The sequence below is a fragment of the Bacillus sp. CD3-5 genome, assembly GCF_006349665.1.
Lineage (GTDB): Bacteria > Bacillota > Bacilli > Bacillales > Bacillaceae_G > Bacillus_A > Bacillus_A paranthracis.
Genome location: NZ_VEPX01000010.1, coordinates 1 through 14,530 on the forward strand (window position 1 = coordinate 1; position 14,530 = coordinate 14,530).

The window sequence follows — 14,530 nt, forward strand, 5'->3', positions numbered from 1 at the left end:
TGGATAAACCTAGGGGGTACTTTGCCTTATTTTTTGCCTAAAAATGTTTACACATACTTTTATACATCATCGATATATTTGGAAAATCGCTGATATAAATTGAGTTGCGCTGATATATCTGAAAAATCGCCGATATAATTTCATTCACCATAAAATCACAAGACATTTGCCCCTCGTTAAGGCATATATATATTCAAAAGGAGGCGGATTGAAATGAAGAGGGTAATATACGTTGTATTACTACTCAGCTTCGTCATCGGAATGACAGCCTGTAACGATGAAACGTCTTCAAGTCGCACACTTTTATCTATTGGAAAACCAGCGGAGGATAATGTCATATATTTTACACATACAGATAACAGACGAAAGATACAGGAAATACAAGACATGTTTCAAAATAAGAAGTGGAAAAGAAATGAAACATTCAGCACTGTTAATAAGACACCAGATGTCGTCTTTTCAATAGATGAAGACAATGCAGGGTTACCGACATTATATGTTACGGTGTATTTTCATGAAGATGGAGCGGACGCGATTAACTTGTTTGGAGAGCATACGACGTTAAATAAAGAGGAACTTACTAAACTTAGAGAAAAGATGAGTGCATATTATCCTAAAATGATTTTTGGTCTAGTTTCATAAATTACTTGTAAATAAAATTCCCTTATCCTTCCAAAGTAAATGAAGAGGAGGTGATCTGTTTATATGCAGTTAATGGAATAACACTTGCCACTTTAATTTTCTTTTAATATAATTAATTTAGAATTTTTAAATATTCTAAATTTTATAAAGGTGGGGTTTGTGTGAATCTCGTTCAATCTTTGGCTGAAACGGCGAAAAAGAAGGGGGATAAACCGGCTTATATATTTATGGATCAGTCGGTCTCGTATGACCAATTAAACAAAATGGTCACAAGGTTTTCTAGCAATTTAGCAGCGATGGGCATTGGAAAAGGGGACAATGTCGCATTAGTTGTTGGAAACTCACCACATTTTTTGGTCGGTTTATACGGAACAATGAAAGCTGGAGCAACTGTTATTCCAGTTAATCCAATTTATACAGCAGACGAAATGCATTACATTTTACAAAATGGAGATGTAAAAACAATCATCGTACTCGACGTCCTTCTACCTGTTATACAATCTCTTACAACAAGACTTCCTTCACTTGAAAACATCATCATATGCGAAACCTCATCAGATTTTAACCATACAGAAACTGAAAAAATGAAAACGTTTACTAGAATGATAGGGGCTGGAGATGTAACTTACGAAGGCCCAGAGTTAGATGAAGAAGATGTAGCGGTTATTCTGTACACTTCAGGCACGACTGGAAAACCGAAAGGCGCTATGTTAACGCATAAAAATTTATATAGTAATGCGAGTGATGTGGCGTCGTATTTACAATATACGGCTAATGATCGCGTCGTTGCGGCACTGCCAATGTTCCACGTATTCTGTTTAACAGTGGCGGTCAATGCACCGATTGTGAACGGGGCAACGATTTTGATGTTACCGAAATTTAGCCCGAAAGAAGTATTCCGTATTTGCCGCACGTACGAACCGACGATTTTTGCCGGTGTACCGACAATGTATAATTATTTATATTTATTCGAAGAAGCAAGCGCAGAAGATGTGAAGACGCTTCGCCTTTGCATTTCAGGTGGTGCATCCATGCCTGTTGCTCTTCTGCAAAACTTTGAAAAACGTTTTGGTGTTATCGTTTCAGAAGGATACGGTTTATCAGAAGCATCACCAGTGACTTGTTTTAACCCACTCGATCGTCCGCGTAAACCAGGATCAATCGGTACAAATATTTGGCATGTAGAAAATAAAATTGTAAATGAACTTGGGGAAGAAGTACCTGTTGGTGCAGTTGGGGAATTAATTGTGCGCGGACCTAACGTTATGAAAGGATACTATAACGCACCAGAAGATACAGCAGCGACATTGAAAGACGGCTGGTTGTATACAGGAGACTTAGCGAAAATGGATGAAGAAGGTTACTTCTATATCGTTGACCGTAAAAAGGATATCGTCTTAGTTGGCGGTTATAACGTATACCCTCGTGAAGTAGAGGAAGTATTGTACATGCACGAATCAGTGGCGGAAGTGGTCGTAATCGGTGTTCCTGATGAAAACTTAGGAGAAGCAGTGAGAGCGTACGTCGTTCTGAAACAAACGAACGTAACAGAAGAAGAACTGATGCATTACTGTGCGTTACATTTAGCGAAATATAAAGTACCAAAGAGTATTGAATTTTTAACAGAACTGCCGAAGAATACGACAGGTAAGTTGCTGAGAAGAGCTTTAAGAGAAAAAGCGATGCAAGTTTAAATATAGGGGCAACCATCTTTATGAAGATGGTTGCCTTTCTATTTTTTAGTATTGGTTAAGCTATGGTGCCATATATTTAAACCGTAATATGACTAATAAGGAGGAGATATAAGTGGAACAGAAGGAATTACGTTTACGGCGAGTGCAGTATCTTATTTGTGACATTATGGATGAAATGAATGCTGAAAGTGAGAAGAAAAACTTAGAGGTTTTGCAGCAAGTCATTGATCATCTTTCAGGAGCGATAGGTGATTTAGTGGATCCATCGAGCACGTATTCTATCGATTATTTGGAAAGGAAAGTTCATACAGCGCATTATTTACTTTTTAAAAATGAGCGGAAAGCGTACTTATGTAGGAAATAATAGTATTATTTTTATTTGACATTGATAATCATTATCAATATGATGGTTATGTTGGGCATAATCATATAAAGAGAGAGGTCATGTTGATAATGATTAAGAAAAAATATGTTAATGCGTTCGTTATAGCAGCAACTTTAGCAGTTCCATTCAGTGGTATTATGGCACCGATTGCGAAAGCAGAAGCGGCAGTAGAAATGAAAGCAGCTAGCAAACTAGCAGATGGTACATATGACGTTATTTTAAAGACTTATAAAGATCAAACGAATGACACATCAGTTGCATCTACATATTTAAAAAATCCAAAAGTAACGATTCAAGGTGATAAAAAAATCGTTACGTTAACAGTTCAAGATAGTAGCTATTTTCAGTATCTTAGAGTAGAAAATCCAAATAAAATAGGGACATTCCATGATGTAAAAGTAATTTCCGAAGATAAAGCAAATAACGGTACGAAAGTTGTTCAATTTGAAATTGATGAGTTTTCGAAAAAATATAATATGCAAATGCATATATTAATTCCAGCAATTAAATATGATCATACATATCAAGTACAGTTTGAAATCGATGCGAGTGCAATTGAACAGAAGCCTAAATTCTCTGATGTACCAGCTTGGGCACAAGAATCAGTTCAATATTTAGTAGATAAAGAAGCAGTGCACGGTAAGCCAGATGGTACATTTGCTCCGGCTGAAAATATCGATCGTGGCTCAGCTGCGAAAATATTAGCAACTGTTTTAGGTTTAGAAATTAAGAAAGATGCAAAGCCATCATTCCCTGATGCGCAAAATCACTGGGCTACACCATACATCGCAGCAGTTGAAAAAGCAGGTATTGTAAAAGGTGATGAGAAGGGGAACTTTAATCCAAGCGGGTTAATTAACCGTGCATCAATGGCTTCTATGTTAGTAAATGCATATAAATTAGAAAGAAATGAAAATATAAAACTACCAAAAGAATTTGCTGACTTAAAAAATCATTGGGGTGCAAAGTATGCCAATGTTTTAATTCAAGAAAATATTTCAGTTGGAACAGATAATGGCTGGGCTCCAGATAAAGCGGTAAGCCGTGCGGAAGCAGCACAATTTATTGCGAAGGCGGATAAGTTGAAGAAATAAATGAAATAGAGTGAGAAAATAAAGGCGCACAACGGTCACTTTTGTGAATGGGTTGTGTGCCTTTTTGTTGTGAGATTCATTAATGGGATAGAGGTAGATAAAGTATTGCCTCTTTGGATAAGGGGGAATACTTTATTTCAATTTAGAAGAGAGAATAAAGGAAAAGTTTGGTTTGATAATATTCGTTTACTAGAAGGAAACGCTCTTATTAAAAACGAGTATGACAACGACGGAAATGTTGTTGCGACGTATGATGAAGAAGGCCAGAAGAATACATTCACATATGATGCATCAGGAAATAAAAAGAGCGAAACAGATGAAAAAGGAAATACAAAACTATATGATTACAATAAAGATAATCTATTAACAAAAGTTACATTGAAAAATGGTACTTCTGTAAATTATCGTTATGATCATAATGGAAACACAACAGAGAAATCTGTCATGTTTGGTGGGAAAACGCAAACACACAAATATGAATATGATGTAGATAATAAAAATACAGTATATATCGATGCGTTAAACCGTCGTATTGAAAATACGTACGATGAAAATGCAAACAAGATTAAAACAAAAATGCCAAACGGCTCTATTCTAGAATCTGTATATGATACAGCAGATCGTGTCGTTGGTGAAAAGCGCAACGGAAAAGATTCATTTACATTCGAACGTGATCCAAATGGACAAGTTACGAAAGTGAAAGACCATGTCAATGGTGTAGAACGCACGAAAACATACGATAAGGCTGACCGTGTCACAAGTGCAACGGATAGCCGAGGCGGAAAAATTGATTGGGCGTATCATGACAAAGCAAACAGTAAGACAGAAAAACTAAAAGAACAAACAGTAACGCAAGGTGGATACACAAATAAAGTATCGTATGACTACAACACGTTAGATCAAAACATTCGTGTGACAGACGGCTCGCAAACGTATCGATTTGATTATGACGATCAAGGAAATGTTCGTACGTATACAGCTGGTAATGGTTCAGGTTCTACCTTTAACTATGACCATGCGAACAAAATTAAAGACCTAGTAGTAGGTACATCAAACAGTATTCTACTTTCTGAACGATATGAATATGACCAAGCAGGTAACCGTACGAAAATTAAACATGAAGGTGCGGGCGGAAAAGTAACAGAAACAAACTTTGTATATGACCCGATTAACCAATTATTAAATGAAGCACTACCAAACGGAACAACTAAATCATACACATATGATGGATTTGGTAACCGTACAAGTGTGAAAGTTGTAGAGAATGGAAAAGAAACAAAATCTATAGAGGCAACATTCTAATAAGTTTTACTTCATATATGTCGCTCTTGGGTTACAAAATTAATATAGTGATATTCGTTTTTTTAGGAATTAGTTTGTTTTTAGCTGGAATTTTTGAAAAAGAAAAGTAAAGTCGATTCGGTGTATTTCAAAATCTAAACAAATAGTTTGATTTTGGGATACACTTTTTAATTTTGAATAACTTATTACTTCTATAATCTGATTTTTTATTGTATGTTGCTATAAACAGGCTCTTATATATTTACATAAGAACCCGTTTGCATGTGTATCACTGTTTTATGTACAATAAAAGAAAAGCATCTTATGAGATGGGGAGAGGAAAACCCATGTCCAATCAACAATTAGTAAATTTACGAATTGATTTCGCTTTTAAACAATTATTTGGTACAAGTGGAAATGAAGACATTCTAATTGCTTTTTTAAACGCAATGTTACGAGATTCTTTAAAATCGCCAATTGTTGCGTTACAATTAGAAGATCCACATTTGCATTGAGAACATGAAGAAGATAAATTATCGATATTAGATATTTTAGTTACATTAGATACAGGTACGAAAGTAAATATTGAAATTCAGTTGAATAATGCTCACAACATGATTAAGCGCAGTTTGTATTACTGGGGAAGGTTATACACATCCCAACTTCAAAAGGGAATGCCGTATAGTTCTCTTCGGAAAACCATCACGATTAATTTGTTGAATTTCGTTATGTTTCTTAAATATGAAGCATTCCATACAATAGGAATCCTATGGAATCAACAGCAACAGAAAGTATTGAGTGATGATATTGAAGTTCATATTGTAGAGCTTCCAAAACTTATGCAACAGTGGCGGAATGAACAAGTAAATCCCTGGGAGGATTCATTTGTTCGTTGGTTATTATTACTCCCAGCGAATGAAGATGAACAATTAACCCAAACATTGGAGGATATTGCAATGAACCAAGATCCGATTTTACAAAAAGCAATGAATAAATGGGAACGTATGAGTCAAGATTCTTCTTTTCGACAAGCGTATGAAGCAAGGGAAAAAGCTCTGATGGATGAGGCAGCAAAGTATGCACATGCCCGTAAGGAAGGGATTGAAGAGGGGAAAATACAACTCATTCGTGGTATGAGTAAAAATGGAATGTTGATAGAAGATATTGCAAAGTTTACAAATTTACGCATAGAAGAAATACGAAACATTTTACAAGTCTAAAAGAGTTATGAAAATAAGGGATGTAAAAGTGTTGATTTAACGACATTTTTACATCCCTCTTTACGAAAGTGAAAGATCTTGTCAATGGTGTAGAACGCACGAAGACATTAGCATTTGAAAAACGACACATGAAACAAACATCTCAAGAACCAATAGAACAACTCAATACTTCTAATTTTACACAACAACTCCCCGCTAATTCATTTACACTCTATGATGACAAATAGTATTGGAGAAATATATTCCTATAGGGGAGCTTAAAACATCTTTTTTAGTAAAAAGGGATATTTATATGAAGAAAAAACTAGAGATATTGAAAAAACCTAAAAGAATTTTCATCTGAGACAGCAGAGGAAATGGATGGTGAAAATTAAATGAAAAATAAATTGTAGAAAGAAGAGCTGATATCAGCTTTTCTTTTTTATAAATATCTTATATAGTTGATTGTTATGCAATAAATATGCTAGATGGAGACGTTTGGCTCTATTATTCAGAATATCCTTTAGTTCAAATGAAAGATAAAAAATTTCATATGTCGTGGAATGAAATAAAGGTAACTATGGAAATATGGTCGGAAAGTTTTGCGGTTGCTCAAGATAAAGTAGTGTTCATTACTTAAGATAAAAAGTTGGTTGTTTATGATTTAAATAATAATCATGTGCATGATGTGAATCTTCGTAATGAATTAGGAGAACCGATTCAATTTGTTGCTTATTATAGCCGCGGATCTGTTATGTATTTTCAGATGGATGATAGGCTGTATTATGTTGATACAATTAATATATGAGATGATAAAAAAAGCGCACTCAACAATCTGGGTACGCTTTTTCATAACCGTTATATATTCCTCTTCATCAACTCCCCAACTTGCGTCGCAACACACTCAACATCACTATCAATTTCGTTTAACACGTAAGATTCTAAAATGCCCATTACAGCCGTTCCTAAAAATTTTAAAATGATGTGTTTATCGATGTTTTTATTTATTGATGTGTTTGTGTTTAACTTTTTCTCTATTTCACCCATGATGAAAGTTAATAACTTTTTTTGAAACGATAATGTGCTGTTACTTTTAAATAACGCCGCGAAAAATGGTTTGTGTTCTTTGAAGTATTCAAACCATATGATCGTTCCTTCTATAAACCCTTTGTTTTGTTTCTCATAGCATATTTCTTTTAATTGGTCTAAATGATCGTCCACAATTTTATCTAATAAATTGTACTTATCTAGATAGTGTAAGTAAAAAGTTTTTCGCCCGATGTTTGCTTTTTCGGCAATGTTTTTTACTGTAATTTCGTCGAAACCATCTGTAATTAACATTTCTATAAATGCCGATTGAATGGCGTTTTGTGATTTTATAATTCTTCGATCGATTTTCTCCATAGGGTGTTCCTCCGTTGTTGATACACATATTTCTGTATGTGTGTATTATGACCCAAATGCGTAAATATGGTCATTGAAACAAGTGGTTGCTCGCTTTATTATAAATATACACGTGAGTAATAACTCTCACAAGTGTAATATTAAAAATGAGATAAAGGTGGTTTTATATATGGCAGTTACGAAGAAAGATGTACGATTTTATGCAAGAGGTTTACAAGTTGCAGGCATTTTGAACATTCCCGAAGGTGCTGAGGAAAAGAAACAAAATCCAGCGATTGTTTGTGTGCATCCAGGTAGTAGCTGTAAAAATCAAACAGCAGGATTGTATGCGGAAAAGTTAGCAGAACAAGGGTATGTAACACTTGCGTTTGATGCGTCGTATCAAGGGGAAAGTGAAGGTGCACCGAGATATATGGAAGAGCCAGCTGCGCGAGTTGAGGATATTCGCTCAGCAGTAGATTATGTAACGACTCTATCTTATATAGATGAAGAACGTATCGGTGTGTTAGGTGTTTGTGCAGGCGGTGGTTATGCGGTAAATGCTGCGATGATAGAGCGCCGCATTAAAGCGGTTGGTACAGTTGTTGGTGCAAATATCGGTCGTTTAAATCGTGAGTCTAACCCGATTGGTGTGTTAGAGGCAATTGGTAAACAACGTACTGCTGAAGCATGTGGAGCAGAGGTAATGATTACAAATTGGATTCCTAAAAATCAGGAAGAGTTAGCGGCAGCAGGTATGACGGATATAGATATTGTAGAAGCAGTTGAGTATTACACAACGCCGCGAGGTCAAAGTGTGAACTCTCCAAACAAATTAAACTTTACGAGTATGGGATCGGTAATTGGTTTTGATGCGTTCCATTTAGCAGATGCGTTATTAACGCAGCCGCTGCAAATTATTGTTGGCAGCAAGCAAGGTGCATTCGGTTCTTATAAAGATGGTCATGAGCTTTATGAGAAAGCAGCTTCAGAGAAGAAAGATTTACTTGTTGTGGAAGGCGCGAGTCACTACGATTTATATGATCAGCCAGAACCAGTAAAAATTGCGGTTGAAAAATTAACAAGCTTCTATAACGAAAATCTGTAAAAGTAATGTTATTTTGAATTGCACCTCTAATTGTTAGGTTTGCATCTAGCAGTTAGAGGTTTTTATTGTGAAGATTGCTGTGCTTATTATTTACGCTATAAGTGCATAACAAGATATAATAGAAGAAATGAATAAGGAGGCTAGTTGTGAAGAATCTTCGTTATCTCAATATATTTACGATATTAATTATATACACATTACTTATGTTTTACATTGGCTGGAACGGCTGGGTTTGGCTTCATGCGGTATTTGGCTGGGAGTCTTGGGGATATTACGCTTTCATAGTTGGCTTCATTTCGTATGCGTACATTCTCGTGCAAGTGTTTAAGTTTTTGCCTTTCCTACGAACGATAGGTTCAATTTGGTTTGCGGTTATACAATACGCGCTTATGTTATTGCCGTTAGCAAATATTACAGTCTTTCTTTTACAGTTTTCAGTAGAGAAAGAAGCGGCAATTATTTGGACAGGAGCGGCTGTATTAGCTGCATTTATTTTTATCTTTGCGTACGGAGTATTCAACGCATATAGCCCAGTAGTTAGAAAGTACGAGGTGCACATCCCGAAAAAAGTAGAGGGACGTAAAAGTTTACGCATTGCGATGGCTTCTGATATGCATTTCGGTAAATTATCTGGCGTTTCGCATTTGAAAAGGCTTGTTCGTCATGTAAATGAAATGGAGCCTGATATTATTTTACTGCCAGGTGATATTATCGATGATCATCCAGGTGTGTTCATTCAAAAAAATATGGGACATATTATGAAACAAATGACAGCTCCACTAGGCGTATATGGTGTGTTAGGAAATCACGAATATTACGGACGAGCAGTTCCAGAATTTTTACAAGAGATGGATAAGATCGATATTCGTATTTTGTTAGATGAAGTGATTACCATTGAAGATGCCTTTTATCTCGTTGGAAGAAGAGATAAAACAGAACGAGACCGCCAAAGTTTTGAAAATCTTATGAGTACGGTAGATAAAACGATGCCAGTTATCGCAATGGATCACCAACCCTTTGAGTTAAAACAAGCAGCGGATGCTGGCGTAGATTTACTATTATCCGGTCACACGCACCGCGGACAAATGGCACCAAACCATATTGTAACGAGAAGAATGTACGAACTAGACTGGGGATACGTACAAAAAGGTGCATTCCACGCAATTGTTTCTTCTGGTTTCGGATTTTGGGGACCACCGCTTAGACTTGGAAGTAGGTCGGAGATTGTGCGGGTGGAGGTTACGTTTGAATAGTAGGATAGAGGGCCAGCTAATAACAGTTGGTCCTTTTTTCTTTAGTTTTTTCTAAAATCATATGTGTCCGTTTCTACATTTAATTTATGTTTATTAATCATCAATGTATGATCGTCTAACCATTTGACGGTTGCAGTTTCTTCACGATAATTCCAGTATATATTTTTCTTGTTCATAAACTTTTTATTATTTGTTACAAGCTCTCCTCTTATAGCATAGCTAGTTGTTGCTCCGCCATTATGCCTGTATATATGTAACGTATACGTTTTATCTGGTGAGTGTATGGATTGAATCTTTTCACCGCCTGAAAGCCCAGATAAAGTGAAGAATTTCCAATATCCTAAACTAATTAATACAATAATGATTAATAGAATGGTAAAGAAAATCTTTTTCATGTTTCCCCTCTTTCCCTTAATAGCTATATATGTATTAAATCAAAAAAGAATGAAACTAACAATATTATCCTTTTTGAACTAGAATATGTATGTTCCTATTTTTAACGTCCTGTTCACGATGTAAACGAATCCTTTCTCGTGCTTGATTTGAATGAGGTTCTTTATTTTTTCAATAAAAAAAGGCTCCACATAAGGAGCGCTCAATAAAAACAAATGAATTAAAACAAATAACAGACATGTATAATATACAACATTAGTAATTTAATATCAATATATTAAGATTTATTATTTATTTTGGTGTCAATTTCATAAAAGAGGTACGATTATAAGACGAGGTTGAAATAAAGGGGGATTACAATTGATCATATCAGATGTACTATACGGAGAACTTGAAGTGGATCAAGTGTTAGAAGAATTAATTTTAAGTAAGTCTGTGCAAAGACTTAAAGGTATTCATCAAACTGGCGCAAGTTATTTAGTGAACAAGGAATGGAATGTAACGCGCTTTGATCATTCAGTTGGCGTTATGTTGTTAGTGAAGAAACTCGGTGGTTCAGTAGAAGAACAAATTGCAGGTTTACTGCATGACGTATCACATACTGCTTTTTCTCATGTGATTGATTACGTTTTTGATAATAGAAATGAAAGTTATCATGAAGAGATATTTAGTTCTGTTGTGAAAAACTCAGAAATTCCAGCGATTCTTGCGAAGTATGGTTATAACTATGAAGATATTTTGTTAGATGATTCGAAATGGACGTTACTCGAGAGGTCAGCACCAGAATTATGCGCAGACAGAGTGGATTATACATTACGAGATATGTATACATATGGGTATGTTTCTTTAGAAGAAGTTCACAGTTTTTTAGAAGATGTCATCGCTGTAGATGGGAAAATGGTTGTTCAAAGTGTCGAAATGGCAGAATGGTTTACAGAAACGTATTACAAAGAAGTAATTGATTTCTTTATGAAACCAATGAATATTTACGGAAACGATATGTTAGCGAAAACGTTAAAGTTAGCTCTTCATAAAAAGGTTATTCATGCAGATGATTTCCTTCTTGAAGATGATGAGCTTATTTTGAAATTGCAGCAATGTAATGATCCAGAAGTACATGTTTTATTAAGCAAGGTCCATCCGAATGTAAAAGTAAAAGAAGATAAAAACGATTATGATTTGTATCAGAAAAATAAAGTACGTCTTATTGATCCGCCGTTACTTCGTGCAGGTGAAGTTATTTACTCGTCTGTTGTTTCAAAAAACATAAGGAAGATGAGTGAGGTCGCTTATGAAAAAGCAGTGAGAGGGATGTATGTGAAAGTGATTTCGGATTAAAAAGTAGAGCATCTAGGAGTGATGCTCTACTTTTTCACATCACTGATCAAACCAATTCCAAACCTCAATATCTCCAAGAGTCGCATAACGAACGTGAGGCGAGTTTTGTAATTTTAATAACTCTTTCGACGGTCCGGTAATGACGATCCCGTATACTTTTACACCGTTCTCTTTTATATACTCATAACGCTTATCTAAGTTCAGCTCTTTTTCAGAAGTCTGAGTAGTTTTACTTACAGTTTCTTTATGCTCAGAAAGAATACGCATCATTTCGATTACTTCATCTTCTTTTGTCTTCGGTCGTATTTCTTCATTATTAGGGAGATTTATATGTTCTGAAAATCCTATAATTTCTCCGCCACTTAGGATGAAATCTTCTTCATCTATTCTCTCTTGTCCCGTGTCTAAGGCGTACCATAAAGGAGAAGGCGGCATTTCTTGTGCTTCAAATGCGCTATATAGAATGGATTCGACTTCTTGTAAAGTGTAAACTTTATCGAAAGATATCGCTAATTCTGCAACGGTACCCTCATGTATCTTTCCAAGTGTATCCCAAACTTTTTTAGATGATTCTTTCAAAGAAGCTTCTTCCTTGATTTTTGGATGAACAAAGGAAAGTTTTTTGGAATAGGGTTTGTTTTCCCATGATTTATTTTTGACAGTTACAGATGATAAGAAACTACGCGTTGCTACTGTCCCAATTGGAAATTCTTTTTTGCCGACCGTTTTAAATAAATTCATTTCAGTTTCTGTACGGAAAAAGGGTTTAACCTTCGTACTACCTCCAGCGGAACGACTATTTGGAATGGTTGCTTCTAGTGCGAGTGCTGGAATTTCATCTACTTCAGTTAATTTTTTCATATTATAGAAGTAAAAAGCAGATGAAAAATGACCAACAAAATAGATTGCTATACAAACGGCAAGGAAAAAACTAACGGTTTGCCAACGCTGTTTCCATTTTATTTTCCAAAACGGGACTTTCAAATTTTGTGGTGGTAGTCTTTTCTTTATCGGTTCACTCTTCGCAAGCAATTCATCCAAATATACTTCACACTCTTCGCAAGTCTCGATATGACTTTCTAACTTTTCTTGTTCATCCTGCGTAAGCGTTCCGTTTTCATACTTATCCCATAGTTTTTTAAATTCTATACAACCCATCCATATCACTCCTTTATGCTTTTCGTTTCTTTTCGTCCTCGGTGTAATTCAATTTTCACCTTCGCTAGTGAGAGACCAGTCATTTCTGCTATTTCTTTATATGAGAATCCGTAGTAATCTCGTAGTAACAGGACATTTCGTCTTTCAAGGGGAAGAGAAGATAAATTGTCTAACCAACTAGCAATCTCATGTTTTACAAAATAAGAGTGCTCTGTACTTGGTACGTTCGGTAAATGGAATTCTGTAATTGTCGTCGTTTTATATCTTTTTTCTTTTCGATACCAATCGATAAAGGCGTTGTAGGCAATTGTAAATAACCACGGCCTAATTTCTTCTCCTTTGTAATAGTCAATATGGACGAGCATGCGGTAAAAGGTTTCCTGCATGAGATCTTCAGCAAAATGGGAATCTCCGGTTAGGGAGAGAAGATAGCGAAATAAATCTTGCATATGTTCTGAGTAAATTTCTTCTAATGATTGTTTACGTTTCACTACATTTCCCTCCCTTCATACATAACAACGAAAAACATATAAAAAAGTTACAATTTTTTATGGAATTATAGTAAAAAACGTCAAGAATTGGATAGGATTCTCTTTTATCATAATACATATAAGGCGGGTGAACAGAGATGGAAAGCTATGAAACACAAATTCAAAGGTCCATTGATTATATCGAGGAAGATGTAATGGAAAAACAGACGCTGCGTAAGTTAGCTCGCATTGCAGGTTTTTCTGAGTCGCATTTTCATCGTGTATTCCAAGCGTTAGTAGGTGATACGGTAATGGAGTATGTTCGGAAGAGGAGGTTAGCCCGGGCAGCTTATCAACTTTCTCATACGGATGAAAAAATTATTGATATCGCATTTGAACATGGCTTTCAATCTCACGAAACGTTCACGAGAGCCTTTAAAAAATTATTTCAAATGACACCGAGTGAATATCGAAAGCAAGAAATAGAAACACCGATGTATTACAGCGTGAATGTAAAGCAAAGAAAATTAAATCCGTATTTAGGAGGCATACAAATGGAATATCGTATTGTAAATAAACCAGAATTTTTAGTGGCAGGTTATGAACTGAAGACGACAAGTAAAGAAGGGAAAAACCATCAAGACATCCCAGCATTTTGGCAAGAATATTTACAAAAAGATCTTGGAACGACAATTCCGAATCGTAAAGATACGAGCCAATGGGTAGAGCTTGGATTATGTACTGATTTTAATTTAGAAACAGGGGACTTCACGTACATTATTGGAATGGAAGTTACAGACTTTGAAAATGTACCAAATGAAATTGCAAAGCGTACGTTCCCAGCAGCGACATATGCTGTGTTTACAACGCCGAAAGTTCCTCATGAAGAAATGGTATCGTCTATTCACCAAACGTGGAATGCTGTTTTCTCAGAATGGTTCCCGCATTCAGGCTATGAACATTGCGGCGTTACAGAGTTTGAATTATACGATGAGCGTTGTCACGAAGATAAAAGTGAGTTCGCTCAAGTAGAGCTTTGGATACCGGTGAAGAAGAAATAATAGAAAGAAAAGCGAGCCACTGAGTGGTTCGCTTTTATCATATAGGTTGCGGTATATGCCGATTTTTGTCG

Annotated in this window: 12 protein-coding genes and 3 pseudogenes; 11 read left to right on the forward strand and 4 right to left on the reverse strand. The window is 35.7% G+C overall.

Translation table 11 applies throughout. From position 1 onward, the window contains the following. Positions 1 to 213 precede the first annotated feature (213 nt). From FH036_RS18275 to FH036_RS27575, 7 genes and pseudogenes are all read left to right on the forward strand, one after another. Positions 214 to 642 (forward strand): hypothetical protein, encoded by a 429-nt coding sequence (locus FH036_RS18275; RefSeq protein ID WP_139896053.1) that lies wholly within the window; start codon positions 214 to 216, stop codon positions 640 to 642. A 161-nt stretch (positions 643 to 803) separates the two neighbouring features. Then, on the forward strand, positions 804 to 2,336 hold the full coding sequence (locus FH036_RS18280; protein ID WP_001055154.1) for a fatty acid--CoA ligase family protein: 1,533 nt from the start codon (positions 804 to 806) through the stop codon (positions 2,334 to 2,336). A 112-nt stretch (positions 2,337 to 2,448) separates the two neighbouring features. Next, positions 2,449 to 2,700: a hypothetical protein gene (locus FH036_RS18285; RefSeq protein WP_139896054.1), complete on the forward strand. Its 252-nt coding sequence runs from the start codon at positions 2,449 to 2,451 to the stop codon at positions 2,698 to 2,700. 89 nt (positions 2,701 to 2,789) lie between these two features. Continuing rightward, positions 2,790 to 3,815 carry an S-layer homology domain-containing protein gene (locus tag FH036_RS18290; RefSeq protein WP_139896055.1) on the forward strand — a complete coding sequence of 342 codons (1,026 nt, stop codon included), beginning with the start codon at positions 2,790 to 2,792 and terminating at the stop codon, positions 3,813 to 3,815. A gap of 18 nt (positions 3,816 to 3,833) precedes the next feature. Continuing rightward, positions 3,834 to 5,114: pseudogene (locus FH036_RS18295) on the forward strand (hypothetical protein); the annotation flags it as partial. 329 nt (positions 5,115 to 5,443) lie between these two features. Continuing rightward, a pseudogene (locus tag FH036_RS18305) lies at positions 5,444 to 6,316 on the forward strand (Rpn family recombination-promoting nuclease/putative transposase). Positions 6,317 to 6,752: 436 nt separating this feature from the next. Continuing rightward, a pseudogene (locus FH036_RS27575) lies at positions 6,753 to 7,103 on the forward strand (hypothetical protein); the annotation flags it as partial. A gap of 50 nt (positions 7,104 to 7,153) precedes the next feature. Here FH036_RS27575 and FH036_RS18310 read toward each other — a convergent pair. After that, on the reverse strand, positions 7,154 to 7,699 hold the full coding sequence (locus tag FH036_RS18310) for a TetR/AcrR family transcriptional regulator (RefSeq protein WP_139896058.1): 546 nt from the start codon (positions 7,697 to 7,699) through the stop codon (positions 7,154 to 7,156). Between the two features lie 169 nt (positions 7,700 to 7,868). Here FH036_RS18310 and FH036_RS18315 point away from each other — a divergent pair, with 169 nt between their 5' ends. Both FH036_RS18315 and FH036_RS18320 read left to right on the forward strand, forming a co-directional pair. Continuing rightward, a complete protein-coding gene (locus FH036_RS18315) occupies positions 7,869 to 8,786 on the forward strand; it encodes an alpha/beta hydrolase (RefSeq protein ID WP_139896059.1) in 918 nt (305 codons plus the stop codon). 146 nt (positions 8,787 to 8,932) lie between these two features. Continuing rightward, positions 8,933 to 10,039, forward strand: coding sequence for a metallophosphoesterase (locus tag FH036_RS18320; protein ID WP_070805454.1), 1,107 nt, complete (start codon positions 8,933 to 8,935; stop codon positions 10,037 to 10,039). Positions 10,040 to 10,080: 41 nt separating this feature from the next. Here the strand turns inward: FH036_RS18320 and FH036_RS18325 are convergent, their stop codons facing one another. After that, positions 10,081 to 10,434, reverse strand: coding sequence for a DUF5412 family protein (locus FH036_RS18325; RefSeq protein ID WP_097852187.1), 354 nt, complete (start codon positions 10,432 to 10,434; stop codon positions 10,081 to 10,083). 358 nt (positions 10,435 to 10,792) lie between these two features. On the opposite strand from FH036_RS18325, the gene FH036_RS18330 reads away from it, so the two are divergent. Then, entirely contained in the window at positions 10,793 to 11,770 is a 978-nt protein-coding gene (locus FH036_RS18330) for an HD domain-containing protein (protein WP_139896060.1), read from the forward strand. Between the two features lie 39 nt (positions 11,771 to 11,809). Here the strand turns inward: FH036_RS18330 and FH036_RS18335 are convergent, their stop codons facing one another. Further along, the gene (locus FH036_RS18335) at positions 11,810 to 12,928 is read right to left on the reverse strand and encodes an anti-sigma factor (RefSeq protein ID WP_139896061.1); all 1,119 of its coding nucleotides are present in this window, start codon (positions 12,926 to 12,928) and stop codon (positions 11,810 to 11,812) included. A gap of 5 nt (positions 12,929 to 12,933) precedes the next feature. Further along, complete coding sequence (locus tag FH036_RS18340) at positions 12,934 to 13,419, reverse strand: RNA polymerase sigma factor (RefSeq protein WP_000823999.1); 486 nt, start codon at positions 13,417 to 13,419, stop codon at positions 12,934 to 12,936. A 137-nt stretch (positions 13,420 to 13,556) separates the two neighbouring features. On the opposite strand from FH036_RS18340, the gene FH036_RS18350 reads away from it, so the two are divergent. Then, a complete protein-coding gene (locus tag FH036_RS18350) occupies positions 13,557 to 14,459 on the forward strand; it encodes an AraC family transcriptional regulator (protein WP_000446822.1) in 903 nt (300 codons plus the stop codon). Positions 14,460 to 14,530: the final 71 nt, after the last annotated feature.